At 56.5% G+C, this 16,305-nt stretch carries 15 protein-coding genes and 1 pseudogene; 10 read left to right on the top strand and 6 right to left on the bottom strand.

The features are described from left to right. The first annotated feature begins 39 nt into the window (after positions 1-39). On the top strand, positions 40-1,305 hold the full coding sequence (locus DI14_RS14100; RefSeq protein ID WP_034809689.1) for a hemolysin family protein: 1,266 nt from the start codon (positions 40-42) through the stop codon (positions 1,303-1,305). Between the two features lie 36 nt (positions 1,306-1,341). On the opposite strand, the gene DI14_RS14095 is transcribed toward DI14_RS14100, so the two are convergent. From DI14_RS14095 to DI14_RS14080, 4 genes are all read right to left on the bottom strand, one after another. Continuing rightward, positions 1,342-2,118, bottom strand: coding sequence for an NUDIX domain-containing protein (locus DI14_RS14095; RefSeq protein ID WP_034809688.1), 777 nt, complete (start codon positions 2,116-2,118; stop codon positions 1,342-1,344). Positions 2,119-2,229: 111 nt separating this feature from the next. Then, a complete protein-coding gene (locus tag DI14_RS14090) occupies positions 2,230-2,811 on the bottom strand; it encodes a DedA family protein (protein WP_034809686.1) in 582 nt (193 codons plus the stop codon). A 111-nt stretch (positions 2,812-2,922) separates the two neighbouring features. Beyond that, positions 2,923-3,462, bottom strand: coding sequence for a transcription repressor NadR (locus tag DI14_RS14085; RefSeq protein WP_034809685.1), 540 nt, complete (start codon positions 3,460-3,462; stop codon positions 2,923-2,925). After that, positions 3,440-4,570 carry a cysteine desulfurase family protein gene (locus DI14_RS14080; protein WP_152545917.1) on the bottom strand — a complete coding sequence of 377 codons (1,131 nt, stop codon included), beginning with the start codon at positions 4,568-4,570 and terminating at the stop codon, positions 3,440-3,442. Before DI14_RS14080 ends, DI14_RS14085 begins: the two co-directional genes overlap by 23 nt. Before the next feature lie 95 nt (positions 4,571-4,665). On the opposite strand from DI14_RS14080, the gene DI14_RS14075 reads away from it, so the two are divergent. The 8 genes and pseudogenes from DI14_RS14075 to yajC all read left to right on the top strand — a co-directional run bounded on the left by DI14_RS14075 (position 4,666) and on the right by yajC (position 12,221). After that, entirely contained in the window at positions 4,666-6,099 is a 1,434-nt protein-coding gene (locus DI14_RS14075) for an L-aspartate oxidase (protein WP_034809681.1), read from the top strand. Beyond that, the gene (gene nadC, locus DI14_RS14070) at positions 6,053-6,922 is read left to right on the top strand and encodes a carboxylating nicotinate-nucleotide diphosphorylase (protein WP_034809879.1); all 870 of its coding nucleotides are present in this window, start codon (positions 6,053-6,055) and stop codon (positions 6,920-6,922) included. Before DI14_RS14075 ends, nadC begins: the two co-directional genes overlap by 47 nt. Then, positions 6,885-7,964, top strand: coding sequence for a quinolinate synthase NadA (gene nadA / locus DI14_RS14065; RefSeq protein ID WP_034809679.1), 1,080 nt, complete (start codon positions 6,885-6,887; stop codon positions 7,962-7,964). The genes nadC and nadA overlap by 38 nt, the downstream gene beginning before the upstream one ends. 83 nt (positions 7,965-8,047) lie before the next feature. Further along, a pseudogene (gene ruvA / locus DI14_RS14060) lies at positions 8,048-8,634 on the top strand (Holliday junction branch migration protein RuvA). Between the two features lie 10 nt (positions 8,635-8,644). Then, positions 8,645-9,640 carry a Holliday junction branch migration DNA helicase RuvB gene (gene ruvB, locus DI14_RS14055; RefSeq protein WP_034809677.1) on the top strand — a complete coding sequence of 332 codons (996 nt, stop codon included), beginning with the start codon at positions 8,645-8,647 and terminating at the stop codon, positions 9,638-9,640. Positions 9,641-9,660: 20 nt separating this feature from the next. After that, positions 9,661-10,704, top strand: coding sequence for a tRNA preQ1(34) S-adenosylmethionine ribosyltransferase-isomerase QueA (gene queA, locus DI14_RS14050; protein ID WP_152545919.1), 1,044 nt, complete (start codon positions 9,661-9,663; stop codon positions 10,702-10,704). Next, positions 10,701-11,846 carry a tRNA guanosine(34) transglycosylase Tgt gene (gene tgt, locus DI14_RS14045; protein WP_034809672.1) on the top strand — a complete coding sequence of 382 codons (1,146 nt, stop codon included), beginning with the start codon at positions 10,701-10,703 and terminating at the stop codon, positions 11,844-11,846. The genes queA and tgt overlap by 4 nt, the downstream gene beginning before the upstream one ends. A gap of 81 nt (positions 11,847-11,927) precedes the next feature. Beyond that, entirely contained in the window at positions 11,928-12,221 is a 294-nt protein-coding gene (gene yajC / locus DI14_RS14040; RefSeq protein ID WP_051622739.1) for a preprotein translocase subunit YajC, read from the top strand. Positions 12,222-12,231: 10 nt separating this feature from the next. On the opposite strand, the gene DI14_RS14035 is transcribed toward yajC, so the two are convergent. After that, complete coding sequence (locus tag DI14_RS14035) at positions 12,232-13,383, bottom strand: FAD-dependent oxidoreductase (RefSeq protein WP_034809670.1); 1,152 nt, start codon at positions 13,381-13,383, stop codon at positions 12,232-12,234. 177 nt (positions 13,384-13,560) lie between these two features. Between DI14_RS14035 and DI14_RS14030 the strand changes: the two genes are divergently transcribed. Next, entirely contained in the window at positions 13,561-15,333 is a 1,773-nt protein-coding gene (locus tag DI14_RS14030) for a methyl-accepting chemotaxis protein (protein WP_034809669.1), read from the top strand. Between the two features lie 73 nt (positions 15,334-15,406). Here DI14_RS14030 and zupT read toward each other — a convergent pair whose 3' ends face one another. After that, on the bottom strand, positions 15,407-16,261 hold the full coding sequence (gene zupT, locus DI14_RS14025) for a zinc transporter ZupT (RefSeq protein ID WP_034809667.1): 855 nt from the start codon (positions 16,259-16,261) through the stop codon (positions 15,407-15,409). Positions 16,262-16,305 lie beyond the last annotated feature (44 nt).

Raw genomic sequence — 16,305 nt, 5'->3', positions numbered from 1 at the left:
TTTCAATTAGGAACGGAGTGTGAAGTACACGTGGACCCTGTGCCCTCGTCTAGTTTAATTCTTTATGCAGTATTGATTCTATTGTCAGCCTTCTTCTCGTCAGCGGAAACCGCGCTCTCGAGTGTGAACCGCGTCCGCACGATCCGCATGGCGGAAGATGGGGACAAGGCCGCCAAGCGCGTCTTGCATCTCGTCGACCGGTTCGACGACACGCTCTCGACGATTCTCGTTGGGAACAAAGTCGTCAACATCGGTTCGGCGACGGTCGCGACGGCGATCGCGACATCCATCTTCAGCGGCGGGACGGGCCTGCTCATCTCGACGTTCGCGACGACGGTGCTCATCTTGATTTTCGGTGAGACTCTCCCGAAATCGCTCGCCAAGGAGTTTGCCGAGAAATACTCGCTTCTGATTAGCGGGATTCTCATCTTCTTGGTGAAGGTGTTGAAGCCGATCACCATCCTCTTCACGGGACTGAAGCGTCTGACGCTTCGTGTCATCGGGATACAGGACAAAGAGCCGTCCGTGACGGAAGAAGAGCTGAAAGTGCTCGTCGATATGGGGGAAGAGGAAGGGGTGCTCGGGGAGACCGAGGCCGAGCTCGTGCACAGCGCCTTCGCGTTCAACGACATCACAGTCGATGACGTGTTGACGCCGCGTATCGATATCCTCGCTGTCGATATCGATGATTCGCTTGAAGAAATCAAACAAACCATTTTCAGTGGCGGGCATTCGCGCCTGCCGGTCTATAAAGATTCAATCGATAACGTCATCGGCGTATTGTCCGAGCGGGATTTCCTCCGCTCGATGGTACGCGAGGAAGTGACGGACGTCCGGGCGCTCATCCGACCGCTCACGTACGTCTCGCCTCAGACGAAATTGATTGAGCTGCTCCCGATCTTGCAGCAAAAGCAGTCGCATATGGCGATTGTGCTCGATGAGTTCGGGGGGACGGCCGGTCTCATCACGCTCGAGGACATGCTCGAGGAGCTCGTCGGCGACATTTGGGACGAGCACGACGAATCGGTCGTCTACTTGCGACGCCTCCGTGAAGGCGTGTACGAATGTATGGCCGACATGGACGTCGATGAGTTCGCCGAAGAGATGGGCATTAAAGAACCTGAAATAGACTCGAATACGATGGGAGGATGGTTCGTCGAATTGCTCGGCGACATCCCGGAGAAAGAGGCGCGTGTCACGTATGAGGACATGACGTTCACTGTTCTCCACGTCGAAAAACGCCGTGTGCGCAAGCTGTTGGTCGAAACGAACCAATCCGAGCCCGATCCGGCAGAAGAAGCATAAACGAAAGGGACCTCCAGCCGGGGGTCCCTTTTGTCGTCAGACGGTATGATGGCTCTCGACACGTTCGAGCAGCTCATATGGGCGAACTTTATAGATGGCGTGCGGCAAATACGTCGGGTCCATCGCATCAAGGACGCGCATTTGGAAGTGCTCGCGCTTGATATAATCCGAGATGTTCGAGGTATCAATCTTGTAAAATCCGACTTCTTGCGTCTCACCCGGCTGCGGGGCGAGCTCGCCGGAGACGTAACGGGCTCGGAACGTGACGCAGAGCACGCGCGATGACACGTTCTGATAGATGCCGGTGATTCCCTCGACTTCAATCTCGGCACCGGTCTCTTCCTTCACTTCACGATAAACGGCGTCGATGATTGATTCGTGTTCTTCGACTTGACCACCCGGCATCTCATACGTGTCGTTCCGGTGCATGTTTTGGACGAGGAGCACTTCGCCTGCGTCGTTCGTGACGTATGCGGTCACTGAGACAATCGTACGTGGCGGCGTGTAATGTCCCGTCGGCATCATGAATTCCTCACTCGATTTGATATAGAGGTCTTTCCCGAGCCGAGCCCGTTTTTTCATCGCCTCGCGGCGGAGCGAGCTCGCGCGGTAGTCCCGTTCGACTTGCTCGTAATGCTCGCGGTCGCGGTACTCCCAAAGCGCCATGACCTCGGTCTGGTCTTCGGTCACCCAACGGCCGACGAGCCGTGCGCCGTGCGATACCTGAATCGGATACAGGTATGTATGGAAAAATGACGTGAATTCTTCAAGACGTTCTGGGCGAATCGTATACGTTTTTCGACGATGGAACATGGTGATTCCTCCTTTGACGGTTGCCGTCTATTCGCGTGATGACTGCACGTTGACCTATTCGCCGCAGATGGGTGATTTCCCTCTATTCAAAAAGTCAGCTCGAGCGATGGCTCAAGCTGACTTTTTTAAGATGCTCGGATGGGACATGACGTAACGGACGCCGAAGAACAACAAAATCGCGAGGAGGACGTACGGGCCGAACCCGTGCATGAACTCCCCGATTTGCCGCCAGTTGCTGCCGAGCATCAGCCCGACTTTGATGAAGACGAACGACCAGGCCGCGAAGACGATCGTCGTCACGACGAAGAACTTTCGGAACGACAAACGCATGACGCCGGCACTGATGGCGAACAGTTGCCGCCAAATCAAGCTCAGGCAGACGATCCAGGCGCCATATTTCTCGAACCACGCCTCCGCCTGCAGCTGCTTCTCCGGCTTGATGCGGAACGAGCGATACAGTTTCAACGCGACCGGGCGCCCGCCGTAGCGGCCAATCCAATATAAGCCGACCTGGCTCGTCACGAAGGCGGACCAGGCAAGCAGGAAGATGAAGAGGAACGACGCGTCAAGGGACCCGACGAGATAACCGCCGTAAGCGAGCACGAGCTCGTTCGGGATCAGTTGGATGAAGATGCCGAGCGGGATGCTGAACACACCGCAACCGACCAACAGTTGTTCGAGGAAATGCCACATGCCGCGTCACTCCTTTCTCAAATAAGTAAATAGGAAATCATACCCATCCATCAGTATACCGGACGGGACGAAAAAGCAAAAGAAAAGATGTCACAAAAACGTGACATCTTTTTAGTCGAGTGCCGACACGAGAATGCCGAGCCGATCGAGCTCCTCGACGGCGGCGTGAATCGCGTCCTCGCTGTCCGCCTCGAGCGTATGGATGTGGAGCCCGTCCGTCAAATGCGACAGCGGAGCGGCTTGATTGGCGGCGACCCGTTCTAAGAAGGCCCGGACGTCGCGACGACTCTTCACCATGAGCTGTCCGGTGATGGAGCCGTAGACGGGATGATCGATGATGACGTCGCGAATCGTGACCCCTTCATCGACGATGGCGTTCATCTCGACTTCCATCTCTTCGGGTGTGTGACGGCAGACAATCTTTCGGGTGTAGGCCGATGGTGCCCCTTCACCGGGAAGATAGACATACCCGCGCGCCGTCGCGACGATTTGATGGCCTTTCGCCTTCAAGAGCGACAAGTCCTGGACGACGACTTGTCGGCTGACCGCGACGTGGCGGGCGAGCTCGGCCCCGGTGATGGGTTCTGTGCTCGATTCAATCAGTTCTAATAGCGTACGCCGGCGTTCTTCACCGGCTAAGCGTTTGTTCATACGATTCAACTCTCCTTGCTAAAGTGACGATGGCGTCGGCGAGCGCCGACGTTGCCTCGATGGTCGTACCTTCCCCGAACGAGATGCGGACGAGCCCGTGACAGGCGCTCGTCTCGAAACCGAGCGACTCGAGCATGCGGTTCGGCCCGTTCTGACCGGCCCGGCAGGCCGACCCGGCCGAGACTTGGAACCCGAGCGCGTCGAGTTCGGTCATCCACCATTGCCCGTCGCGCCGGCTCGAGACGAACGAAAAGATGGCCGGGCTCTGCTGCTCGAACTCGAGCCATGTTACGTAAGACGATGTCTTCTCTTTCAAGATAGCACGAAACGCCACGTAATTTCTTTCATGACGTGTCCGTGCCTCGTGCCGTTCGGTGAACGCCTTGACGAAGGCGCAGATTCCGGGCACGTCGATCGTCCCCGGTCGAATCCCGTATTGGTGATGGCCCGGATAATAGGGCGGGGGAAGCAGGCGTTCCATATATAGCCCGCCGACGCCTTTTGGACCCCCGACTTTATGGGCGCTGAACGAGTAGGCGTCAATCCCGTCGACGGAAACGGGAATCTTCCCGAGCGCCTGGACACCGTCGACGTGAAGGAGCACTTTTTTATATTTCAATTGGCAGAGGATGTGATGAAGCGGCAAGACCCAACCCGTGTCCGAGTTGACGTGCTGAAACGTCACGAGGCCGATGTCCCGGTCAAGGAGCCGGGTGAACGTCTCATGGTCGAAACGGCCGTCCTTCAATTTCAAGCGGTGGACGGTCACGCCCTCGGCCTCCCATTCGTCAAGGAGGAGCGACACCGAGTCGTGCTCTTGCCACGACGTGATCACTTCTTTGCCTTTCATGCGTTTCCGCAGACTCGTCAGCGCGATGTAATTGCTCTCGGAGCCGCTCCCGGTGAAGAGCAGTTTGCCGCGGAGCATGTCGAGGCCGAGCGCTTGTTTGATGAGTCGTCTCGCCTCGGTCAAATAATCTTCCGCCATGAATCCGGCGCTATGGAGGGAGGACGGGTTGCCGTAGACGCCCCGGGCCATCGCCACGTAATGGTCGAGCGCAGCCTTCGTCATCGGATGGGTGGCAGCATAATCAAAGTATCGATTCATCAGATGTCCCTCTTTTCTCATGTTGTCTTCTTCACAAAATTATGCGAAACTAGTTTACAAGTCAACATTACATATGAAAAACAGGTGATATACAGATGTCTTTACAGTTTGAAAAAGTCGATGTGTTGATTATCGGCACCGGCTTGGCGGCCGTGACGGTCGCCCTCCATCTGCCCCCGACGTTGAGCGTCCTGCTCGTCTCCAAGCATGAACGAACGAGTACGAATTCGGACTTGGCCCAAGGGGGGATTGCGAGCTCGTACTTGGAGCCGTCGAGCGTCGATCATGAGCGGGATACGCTCGTCGCCTCGAAACACGCGGCCGAACCCGACCGTGTCCATACGCTCGTCGAGGAGGGACGGACGGCGATTCAAGAGCTGGAACGTTTCGGTATCCTTTTCGACCGCGATGAGACCGGGTACGCCGTCGGGCGAGAAGGGGCACATGGCCAAAATCGCATCTTTCACGTCGGTGGCGATGAGACGGGGCGGCATATGATGGCGACGCTTCGCCGCAAGCTCCCGGATCACGTGACCGTCATGGAGCACGTCCTCATCGATACGTTGACGAAGGCGGACGACCGTGTGAGCGGAGCGACCGGTTTCAACGGCGAGACGCGTCTCCACGTGCAGGCCGGGGCCGTCGTCCTCGCGACAGGCGGCATCGGGGGACTCGTCGACTGGACGTCGAACTGTCGATCGGTCACAGGGGACGGGCTCGTCTTGGCGGCAGCGGTCGGGGCACGACTCTCGAACTTGTCCCGGATCCAGTTTCATCCGACGCTGCTCGCGGTCGATTCACCTCATCTCGTGACGGAAGCGCTACGCGGGGCGGGCGCCAAACTCGTCGACGCGTCCGGACGACATGTGATGGAACAGCACCCCCTCGGCAGCCTCGCCCCGAGGGATGAGGTCGCCCGTGTGCTTACAGACCATACAGGCCCGGTGTACTTGGATACGAGTCGTGTCGAACGGATCGGGGAGCGGTTCCCGAAACTGATGGCGACGTGTGTCGCACACGGGATTGACGTTCGACGCATCCCGGTCCGACCGGGATTACATTTCCATATGGGCGGTGTCGGCGTTGACGCCTATGGACGAACGACGGTCGCAGGACTATACGCGGTCGGTGAAGTCGCCGATACGGGCGTTCATGGACAGAATCGGCTCGCGTCAAACTCATTACTCGAATGCTGGGTGTTCGGAAAACGGGTGGCGGCGGCGATGGTAGTGGAGGAGAAGCCGTTCACGGTGAACGAGACGACCGGATTTGAGGTGTCGGATGATCTGTTCGGCCGCTATCGGCAACAGATTGGGGAATGGTTGACAATCTCGCCGCATGTAGGCAAAATCGTAAGTTTCTTAGAAAATACCCAACAACTGGCACGGACGAAACACGTGACAAGACAATTAAGTGAACAGACATTGAGTTTAGAGGCGGCGCGGCTTTTGGCCCGAGCCATGATGAGGACGGAGGATGGTTATGAACAAGATCGCTTTGCGCGAACAGCTGACGGCATTTCTACATGAGGACATCGGCTTCGGCGATATTTCGAGCGGACTGATTGACCAGCGCGAGACGTCATTTGCCACGGTCACCGCCAAAATGGACGGGGTGTTCTGTGGTATGGACGTCGTCTTGGAGCTGGCCCACATGCAACGGCTCGTCGTCGAGTCATGCCTCTCGGACGGCACGAACGTCTCAATCGGGGATGAGCTCTTCACGTTGCGGGGCAAGACACGGACGCTTCTCGAGACGGAACGGGTGCTGCTTAACCTCGTCCAACACTTGAGTGGCATCGCCACGATGACCCGGCGCTGCATCGAGGCGCTCGATGACCCGACGATTGCCGTCACGGACACGCGGAAGACGACACCGGGACTGCGCATGCTCGAGAAGCACGCCGTCCGTTCGGGAGGCGGGAAGAACCACCGGCTCCGACTCGACGACGCCGTCATGATTAAAGACAACCACATCACGGCGCTCGGCGGCATCACGAACGCGGTCGCCCGGGCGCGGACGCTCGTCGGACATACGACACCGATCGAAGTCGAGGTCGAGACGCTCGAGCAGTTACATGAGGCGATCAAGGCGAACGCCGACATCATCCTATTCGACAACCGGGCGCCAGAAGAACTGAAGGTGTGGCGAACGTTCGTCCCAAGTCACATCAAGACGGAGGCGTCGGGCGGCATCAACGTCGAGACGATTGCTGCCTATCGCGGCACAGGCGTCGACGTCATCTCGGTCGGGCAGTTGACCCATTCGGTGACGGCGCTCGATTGTAGCTTGAATTTATTAGGAGGAATCAAACATGCAGTTACTCGGAACGATGCCAGCGCGATACGCTGATTTGACGGTTGAACAGATGGAACAACGAATCGAAGCCATCAAGGCACGGCTCGGCAGCCGCCTGTTCTTACCAGCCCACCATTACCAAAAGGACGAGGTCGTCCAGTTCGCGGACGCGACCGGGGATTCGCTCCAGCTCGCACGGCTCGCCGAACAGATGAGCGAGGCGGAGTTCATCGTCTTCTGTGGGGTCCATTTCATGGCCGAGACGGCTGACATGCTGACGCGAGACGACCAGCTCGTCATCTTGCCGGATATGCGGGCAGGGTGTTCGATGGCCGACATGGCCGATATCGATCAGACGGAAGTCGCGTGGGAAGAGCTGACGGATTTGCTCGGTGACAGCATCATCCCCATCACATACGTCAACTCGACTGCGGCGATCAAGGCGTTCGTCGGGAAACATGGCGGGGCGACCGTCACGTCGTCGAACGCGCATGACATCGTGCGCTGGGCGCTCGAGGCGGGCGAACGGATCTTGTTCTTACCGGACCAACATCTCGGACGGAACACGGCATATGACTTGGGCGTGCCGCTCGAGGCGATGGCCGTCTGGGACCCGCTCCGGGAACGTCTCGTCCATGAGGGAGACATCAAGGACGTCCGCGTCATTCTATGGAAAGGGCACTGCTCGGTCCATGAGAAGTTCAACGTTGCCCAAATCGAAGCGCTACGGAAGCATGACCCGGAGCGACGCATCATCGTTCATCCGGAATGTACGTTTGACGTCGTTCAGGCGGCGGACGAGGCCGGGTCGACGTCCTATATCATCGACCAAATCGAAGCGAGCACACCGGGTATGAAATGGGCCGTCGGGACCGAGATGAACTTGGTCAATCGACTTGCCGCGACGCATCCTGAGCTCGATATCGTGTCGCTTAACCCATACATGTGCCCGTGTCTGACGATGAACCGCATCGACCTACCGCATCTTCTCTGGGCACTCGAGTCACTCGAGACAGATCCGGTCAATATCATCCGCGTCGATCAAGAGACGACGAAATGGGCGACGCTCGCCCTCGAGCGGATGCTCGCACGCTAAGGACAGGCAATCGCCTGTCCTTTTTTCGTGACGATGGTTATGGTACAATGAATGCAGTTTTCCTATGAAGAGGAGATATGACCGTGATTGAATTCGTAAAAGGCTCCGTCGCCTATGTGTGTGCGGAATATATAACGTTGGATGTTTCGGGCGTCGGCTACAAAGTACATGTGCCTAACCCGTTTTTTATCGTGAACAAGACGAACATGTAATCGTATTTACGCACCATTACGTACGCGAAGACCAACAGACGCTATACGGCTTCCGGTCACGCCGGGAGCGCGAGCTGTTCAATAAATTGCTCGGCGTCAACGGCATCGGACCGAAAGGGGCGCTCGCCATCGTCGCATCGGGCGACATGGATGCGCTCATCGATGCGATTGAGACGGAGAATGAGAAGTATTTGACGAAGTTCCCGGGCGTGGGCAAGAAGACGGCCAAACAGATGGCGCTCGACTTGAAAGGGAAGCTCTCCGAACTCGCACCGGACTATGTGCCGCAGACAGGCTTGTTCGCCCAAGGCGCATCGGAACTCGACGAGGCATGCGAAGCGCTCGTCGCCCTCGGCTACTCGGAGCGAGAGATTGCCCGTGTCCGTAAAGAACTGAATTCAGAAATCCTGACGACAGACGCTTACATAAAGCGCGCCTTGCAGTTGTTGTTGAAATAAGGAGGAAGCTATGGACGAACGGTTGTTGTCACAATCCCATCAACAATATGAAGACTCAGAAGAGTGGAGCCTGCGCCCGCAAAAGTTCGAGCAGTATATCGGACAAGAGAAGGCAAAAGGCAACTTGTCGATCTTCATTCAGGCGGCGAAGTTGCGCCGTGAAACGCTCGACCACGTCCTCCTCTACGGTCCTCCGGGGCTCGGGAAGACGACGCTTGCCCAAATCATCGCCAACGAGATGGGCGTCGGCATCAAGACGACAGCGGGTCCTGCGATCGAGCGGCCAGGTGACCTAGCGGCGATTTTATCGACGCTCGAACCGGGTGACGTCTTGTTCATCGACGAGATTCATCGACTCAGCCGGACGATTGAAGAAATTCTTTATCCGGCGATGGAAGACTACTGTCTCGATATCGTCTACGGGCAAGGCGAGATGGCACGAAGCGTCCGCATCGACTTGCCGCCGTTCACGCTCGTCGGCGCGACGACACGGGCCGGCATGTTATCGGCCCCGCTCCGTGACCGCTTCGGTGTGACGTTAAAGCTCGAATATTACGAGACGCACGAGCTCGCTGCCATCGTCAGCCGGACGGCCCAACTGTTCCGACTGTCGATCTCACCAGAGGCGAGCGGGGCGATTGCGAAACGCTCGCGCGGCACGCCGCGAATCGCCAACCGGCTATTGCGCCGCGTCCGTGACTTCGCCCAAGTGGCGGGGACGAAAGAGATCAATCCAGAGCTCGCTTCAAGTGCGCTCGACCGATTGCACGTCGATGCCCTCGGGCTCGATGAAGTCGACCACCGGCTGTTACGGGCGATGGTCGAACGGTTCGGAGGCGGACCGGTCGGACTCGAGACGCTCGCTGCGACGATCGGGGAAGACGCCCAGACGATCGAGGACGTGTATGAGCCGTACTTGTTGCAGCAAGGTTTCCTGCAACGGACGCCGCGCGGCCGTATGATCACCCAGTACGCAAAGACGCATTTTGGCTATGAAAAGGAGTAAACGATATGCAAGACATTCAATTGAACGTAAACGATTATGATTTTGAGTTACCGGAAGAACTGATCGCCCAAGTACCGCTCCTCGATCGGACGAGCTCACGCCTCTTGGTCCTCGACCGCGACACGGGCGACATCGAGCACCGTCATTTCCGTGACGTGCTTGACTATTTACAGACAGGCGACGCCCTCGTCGTCAACGACTCGCGCGTGCTCCCGGCCCGATTGTTCGGGACGAAACAAGAGACGGGTGGGAAAGTCGAGCTGCTGCTCTTGAAACAGACAGAGGACGACGTCTGGGAAGCGCTCGTCAAACCAGCGAAGAAAGTGCGCGTTGGCGCCATCGTCGAGTTCGGTGATGGACTGCTCCGTGCCGAGTGTGTCGAGGAGCTCCCGGAAGGCGGACGTCGCTTCAAGTTCGACTATGACGGCATCTTCTATGAGATCTTAGATGAGCTCGGTACGATGCCGCTCCCGCCGTACATTCGCGAACAGCTCGATGATCAGGACCGCTATCAGACGGTATATGCGAAAGAGCGCGGGAGTGCGGCCGCACCGACGGCGGGACTGCACTTCACGGAAGAACTGCTCGAGGCGGCACAGGCGAAAGGCGTCAAGCTAATCCCGCTTACGCTCCACGTCGGGCTCGGCACGTTCCGTCCGGTGACGGCCGATTCGATAGAAGAGCATACGATGCACAGTGAATATTTCGAGTTGTCTGATGCGTCGGCAAACGCACTTCGCGACGTCCGTGCAAACGGCGGCCGCGTCTTCGCCGTCGGGACGACATCGACCCGGACGCTCGAGACGATCGTGCGCGACCATGGGGACTTCGTCGAGTCATCGGGCTGGACGGACATCTTTATCTACCCAGGGGTCGACCTACAGGCGATTGACGGGCTCATCACGAACTTCCACTTGCCGAAGTCGACGCTCGTCATGCTCGTCTCGGCGTTCGCGTCACGCGACATCATCTTGAACGCCTACCGTACCGCGGTACAAGAACGTTACCGCTTCTTCAGTTTTGGAGATGCGATGCTCATCACGAGGAAGGAAGAGAACAAATGACCAAACACGCAGTCACATACGAACACATCCACACATGTAAACAGACAGGGGCGCGGCATGGAATCGTCCATACGCCGCACGGCTCGTTCGAGACACCTGTCTTCATGCCGGTCGGGACGCAAGCGAGCGTCAAGACGATGGCGCCGGAACAAGTCAAGGCGATGGGTGCGAACATCATCCTGTCGAACACGTACCACTTATGGATTCGTCCGGGACACGAAGTCGTCAAACAAGCGGGCGGCCTTCATAAGTTCATGAACTGGGACGGCGCCATCTTGACGGACTCGGGCGGGTTCCAAGTGTTTTCGCTCGCCGACCTTCGTAACATCCAGGAAGAAGGCGTCCACTTCCGCAACCATTTGAACGGGGACAAGCTGTTCCTCTCACCAGAGAAGGCGATGGAGATTCAAAACGCGCTCGGGTCGGACATCATGATGGCGTTCGACGAGTGCCCGCCATTCCCGGCGACCCATGAATACATGAAGAAATCGGTCGAACGGACGAGCCGCTGGGCGGAGCGCTGCCTCGAAGCGCACGAACGTCCGCAGGATCAGGCGTTGTTCGGGATCATTCAAGGCGGTGAGTACGAAGATCTCCGTCGTCAAAGTGCGGCCGACCTCGTGTCGCTCGATTTCCCGGGTTATGCGGTCGGGGGCTTGTCAGTCGGTGAACCGAAAGACGTCATGTACCGCGCGCTCGAGTTCACGACGCCGTTCATGCCCGAAGATAAGCCACGCTATTTGATGGGCGTCGGCTCGCCGGACGCATTGATCGAAGGCTCGATTCGCGGGATCGACATGTTCGACTGCGTCTTGCCGACGCGAATCGCCCGTAACGGGACGCTCATGACGTCGGAAGGGCGCGTCACGATCAAGCACGCGAAACATAAGACCGACTTCGGTCCAATCGATGAGAAGTGTGACTGCTACACGTGTAAAAACTACTCGCGCGCATACGTCCACCACTTGATTCGTGCCGACGAGATGTTCGGCCTCCACCTCTGCTCGACGCACAACCTCCATTTCCTCGTCAAGTTGATGGAGCAAGTGCGCCAGGCGATTCGTGAAGACCGTCTCCTTGATTTCAAGGAAGAGTTTTTCGAAGAATATGGGTATAACAAACCGAACGCCAAGAATTTCTAATTCTTCCACAGTCATTGTGTGACAACGATTCAGTTTCACGGTATAATGAACCTGATATTGAAGGAAAGGGTGAATTTACGCATGGAAACTCTCGTAGCACTATTACCGATGATCCTTATCTTCGTCGTATTCTACTTCTTGTTGATCCGTCCGCAGACGAAACGTCAGAAAGAAGTTCAATCGATGCAAAACGCGCTTGAGCGTGGGGATCACGTCGTAACAATCGGCGGCCTTCACGGCGTCGTCCACCAAATCGAAGACACGCAAGTCGTCTTGAAGTGCGACCAGTCGCTTCTCCGTTTCAACCGGAGCGCAATCGCTGAAGTCGTCAAAAAAAGCAAACGCTTCGTTCGCGGAGTAAGTAAAAAAGTCTGACCGGATTCGGTCAGACTTTTTGTTTTGCCTTCAAGAGTTGCGGGACGATGCGTCGTGCCGCTTCTTGGCCGCCATAAATGGCCCGGGCGAACGGTCCGAGCACGAGGTCCGCGTAGGGTCCGGTCATATAGAGACCGTCAGTCCAAGCGAGCGTGTCGTCGAGGACCGGCGTACCGCACGGGGTGAGCGGTAACGACAACTGCTCTAAGAGCGGACGTAAGAACGATTGGCTCGGCTCGAGCGGACGGATGCCGGTACAACAGACGACCTCTTCAGACGGGACGGCCTGTCCATCGACATAGAGTGTCTCGCCGTCACGGACCGTTTCGCCGATTAGGTGGCGGACTCGGCCCGTCAAGATGAGCCGTTTGATCTTTAAGACGAGATCGTTCGGTGACGAGCCAGGTTTTCGTTCTCGCTTCACGAATTCGCGCTTGTCACGCCAATTGTCTTCAAGACGATGGAAGGCCCGTAGCCCTTTTGGTCCCATGAAACTGCGGTCGGCGTCGAATTGACTCACTTCGAGCGGACGTTTCGTGACGAGCGTTACGTGATGCCCTTTGTTCACCCGGGCAATCGCATAGTGGAGTGCCGTAATCCCGCCGCCGACGACCGTCACGTTCTCCTGTTCCTCACTTTCTGATTTTGAGAAGACGTGGCGACATGTCGACAGAGTCGCCCATTCTGGCACGTGCATCGTGTTCGACTGCCCGGTCGAAACGATGACCGTATCGGCCGTGATGCGTCGATTCGTCGTTTGAATGACGAACGTCTCGTGTCGCTCGATTGATTCGACTGCCTCGTTTCCGATAAACCGGGCAGGAAGCCCTAACGCTTCAATCGTCTGTTCACAGTGGTCGTTGAACATGGCGAGCGAGGGGCGTCCGAAGCGATCTTTGAAGTGATGCGAGCCGTAGTCGTGTCGGCTTGCGAACTGTTTCAAGGCGTGGGGATTCGACGAGACGTGATGCACACGCGTCGACCGCAAATGCGTCATCTCGATTGTGGACGTCTGCCGTTTCCAGTTATCGAGCAGTCGTTCGTTCGCATCAATGATCAAGACGTCGTCGAGAGCGCCGCCTTGTTCGAGATAGGAGACGGCAAGCGTCGTTCCGTGGATCCCGCCGCCGATAATCAATAAACGTGTATGGGAAGAAATCATCATGCACCTCTTAAATAGTAATCGTTACGATTAAAAGGATAACGGAAGTGACTGATTTTTGTCAAACTTCGTCAATACGTCGAAACATCGACCTCATTTCCAAAAATCAAATTGAATCATGAAAACGTTTGCATTAATGTCATATTGAGAAGAATTTGGAAACGAAGGAGAATGGATATGGACGTGAAACGATTGCTTCGCCCGTTGACGAACTGGAGACGGCGGGTGCGACCGAAGAAACAGAGAGGACGGGCGTCGATGCGCCGGAAGATGGCGGTCGCCCTCGTACCGACAATCATCGCGCTCCTCCTCGTCGGGGGACTTGGATCGTACCAGCTACAGCGGGCGACGTCTGACTATGACCGGGTCTTAAATGAAGGGGTCAAGCAGATGTTAATTGCCGAAGACTTGGCGCTCACCGTGACCGATGCGGAGCGGTATTTAAATTACTATTTGCTCGTCTCAAACCCGAAGACACTCATCAGCTTGGAAGCGACGCAAGCCAAGCGGGACGAGTTGATGAGTTCGTTAAAAGCAGCTTCGGCCGACGAGACAGTACTCGGTAAGATTGCCGACTTAGAAAAATTCAATCAACACCTCGACACAGAGATGGCTCGCGCGATCGACCTGCGGCAACAACAAGACGAGATCGGCTTCAAAACGGTGCTCAATACAAGCGTGACGCCGACGACCGATCGCGTCCGGATGACCGTGACCGACCTTGTCGCTCACCAAACTGAACTTCTGGCAGAGGAGACGGATGCGGTGCAGGCTGGGGCAGGACAATCGATTGTTTGGATGATCGTCATTAGTGTCATCGGTGTCGGAGTGGGCGTCTTTTCTCTCATCGCCCTACAAAAGCTGTTCCTTCGACCGATCAATCGTCTTGTGAAAGAAGCGCGCGTCGTCGCAGAAGGTGATTTGACAGGAGGGGATATCGACGTTGAGTCAAACGACGAACTCGGTGACCTCGTGTCAGCGTTCAATGATATGAAACGAAATCTTGTCGGCTTGATTCGTCAAGTCGGGGCAGCGTCTGAGAAAGTGACCGCCTATTCGGAGAACCTATATTCGAGCACCGATCACGTCGCCACGACGACGCAAGGTGTCGCCGGATTATTTGAAGAGATGAACCTCGCCGCCCAAGTATCGGCGAGACGGGCCGAGGAAGGGACGTCAGGCGTCAACCAAGCCGTCCTCGGTCTGAATCAAATCGCAGCGGCCTCCCAAGGCGTCAACGAGCAAACCATCCATACGCTCGAAGCGGCGAGCGGGGGACTCGAGACGATTCAACTCGCCGAGACGAGAATGCAAGAGATTCAACGGGCGAACGATTTGACCGAGCAGATGGTGAAACGTCTCTCGAATCAGTCGCTCGAAATTGAGAAGATCACACGCTCGATTACGGCCATCACCGAGCAGACGAACTTGCTCGCGTTGAACGCCGCGATTGAAGCCGCCCGAGCCGGTGAACACGGGAAAGGGTTCGCCGTCGTCGCGGCCGAAGTCCGAAAGCTCGCTGAGGAATCGAAACAGTCGGCCAAACAAATTCAGGCGGTCGTCGGTGACATCCAGCGCGACACGAAACAAGTCGAGTCGGCGTTCGACGTGACGAGCGGACACGTCACGAACGGGGTGGCGCAAATGGGCGAGGTCGCGGAAGCGTTCAAAGAGATCGTCTCCGTCATTCAAGAGACGTCCCGTCAGATGGGCGAGATCGCGGCCGCGACCGAAGAAGTGAGCGCGAACACGACGGAAGTCGCCGTCTCGGTCGAGGATATGTCAACGAACGCCATGTCGACACAACAACGTGTCGAAGAAGCAGGCGCAAACGTCGAGCAGCAACTTGCGGCGATTCAAGAGATTAACGGCATCGCCGAAACGATGAGCCACATGTCTGTTGAATTAAAAGACCTCGTGCATTTATTCAAAACGTCAGATCAGCAGTGAGACACACATAAAAGAGGTCGAAGAAACGAACGTTTCTCCGACCTCTTTTTTCATGCGCGTGTGAATCAAACAGTTACATCAACAGGACGAGGCTCGTCGCCATGACCATCATCCCTGCGACCATGCCATAGACCGCATGATGGGCGCGACCGTACTCTCGTGCGGCTGGCAACAACTCATCGAGCGAGATGAACACCATGATGCCTCCGACCGCGGCGAACAACAGACCGAAGATCGTGTCGTTCAAGAACGGCATGAGGATGAGGAACCCGACGATGGCGCCTGCCGGTTCGGCAAGCCCCGATAAGAACGAGTATTTGAGTGCTTTTTTCCGCGAACCGGTCGCGTAATAAATCGGCACCGACACGGCGATCCCTTCCGGAATGTTGTGAAGCGCGATGGCGATGGCGATGGCGAGACCGACGGCTGGGTCGTTCAACGCCGAGATGAACGTCGCGAGTCCTTCTGGGAAGTTGTGGATTGAGATCGCGAGCGCCATAAAGAGGCCCATCTTATGAAGACGTTTCTTCGACGCCTCATTCAAAGGCGCTTGTGCCGTCGCTGTCGTCGCCAACTCATGTGTGGACGGGTCGTGTTGCATCGTCTCGACGAACTTGACCTCGTGCGGATTCTCAGGGGACGGGATGATTTTGTCGATTAAAGCGATGAGGAGCATCCCGCCGAAGAAGGCGAGCACGGTGTAAATCGTTCCAGCCTGTTCCCCGTGTGCCCCAATCAGTTCTTCGAGCGCTTTCGGGAAAATCTCGACGAACGAGACGTAAATCATGACCCCGCCGGAGAAGCCGAGGGATACGGACAAAAAGGCCGTATTCGTCCGTTTGGCGAAAAACGCGATCATACTCCCGATTCCGGTCGCGAGTCCGGCGAACAAGGTGAGTAAGAAGGCGTATAGAATTGTGCTATCCATAAGTTAAAGCTCCTTTTTTGTAAGTTTTGTGTTTTTGATAAATT

This window comes from Exiguobacterium sp. AB2, assembly GCF_000696055.1.
GTDB classification, from domain to species: domain Bacteria; phylum Bacillota; class Bacilli; order Exiguobacteriales; family Exiguobacteriaceae; genus Exiguobacterium; species Exiguobacterium alkaliphilum.
This window is presented reverse-complemented; position numbering and strand designations above follow the sequence as displayed.

Bases quoted from the DNA above. Each gene is read 5' to 3' on its own strand.
- ruvB (WP_034809677.1), top strand. From the start codon at position 8,645: ATGGACGAACGGTTGTTGTCACAATCCCATCAACAATATGAAGACTCA.
- DI14_RS14075 (WP_034809681.1), top strand. From the start codon at position 4,666: ATGTCTTTACAGTTTGAAAAAGTCGATGTGTTGATTATCGGCACCGGC.
- DI14_RS14090 (WP_034809686.1), bottom strand. From the start codon at position 2,811: ATGTGGCATTTCCTCGAACAACTGTTGGTCGGTTGCGGTGTGTTCAGC.
- DI14_RS14030 (WP_034809669.1), top strand. From the start codon at position 13,561: ATGGACGTGAAACGATTGCTTCGCCCGTTGACGAACTGGAGACGGCGG.
- DI14_RS14035 (WP_034809670.1), bottom strand. From the start codon at position 13,383: ATGATTTCTTCCCATACACGTTTATTGATTATCGGCGGCGGGATCCAC.
- DI14_RS14085 (WP_034809685.1), bottom strand. From the start codon at position 3,462: ATGAACAAACGCTTAGCCGGTGAAGAACGCCGGCGTACGCTATTAGAA.
- nadC (WP_034809879.1), top strand. From the start codon at position 6,053: ATGAACAAGATCGCTTTGCGCGAACAGCTGACGGCATTTCTACATGAG.
- DI14_RS14080 (WP_152545917.1), bottom strand. From the start codon at position 4,570: ATGAATCGATACTTTGATTATGCTGCCACCCATCCGATGACGAAGGCT.
- DI14_RS14095 (WP_034809688.1), bottom strand. From the start codon at position 2,118: ATGTTCCATCGTCGAAAAACGTATACGATTCGCCCAGAACGTCTTGAA.
- zupT (WP_034809667.1), bottom strand. From the start codon at position 16,261: ATGGATAGCACAATTCTATACGCCTTCTTACTCACCTTGTTCGCCGGA.
- nadA (WP_034809679.1), top strand. From the start codon at position 6,885: ATGCAGTTACTCGGAACGATGCCAGCGCGATACGCTGATTTGACGGTT.
- tgt (WP_034809672.1), top strand. From the start codon at position 10,701: ATGACCAAACACGCAGTCACATACGAACACATCCACACATGTAAACAG.
- yajC (WP_051622739.1), top strand. From the start codon at position 11,928: ATGGAAACTCTCGTAGCACTATTACCGATGATCCTTATCTTCGTCGTA.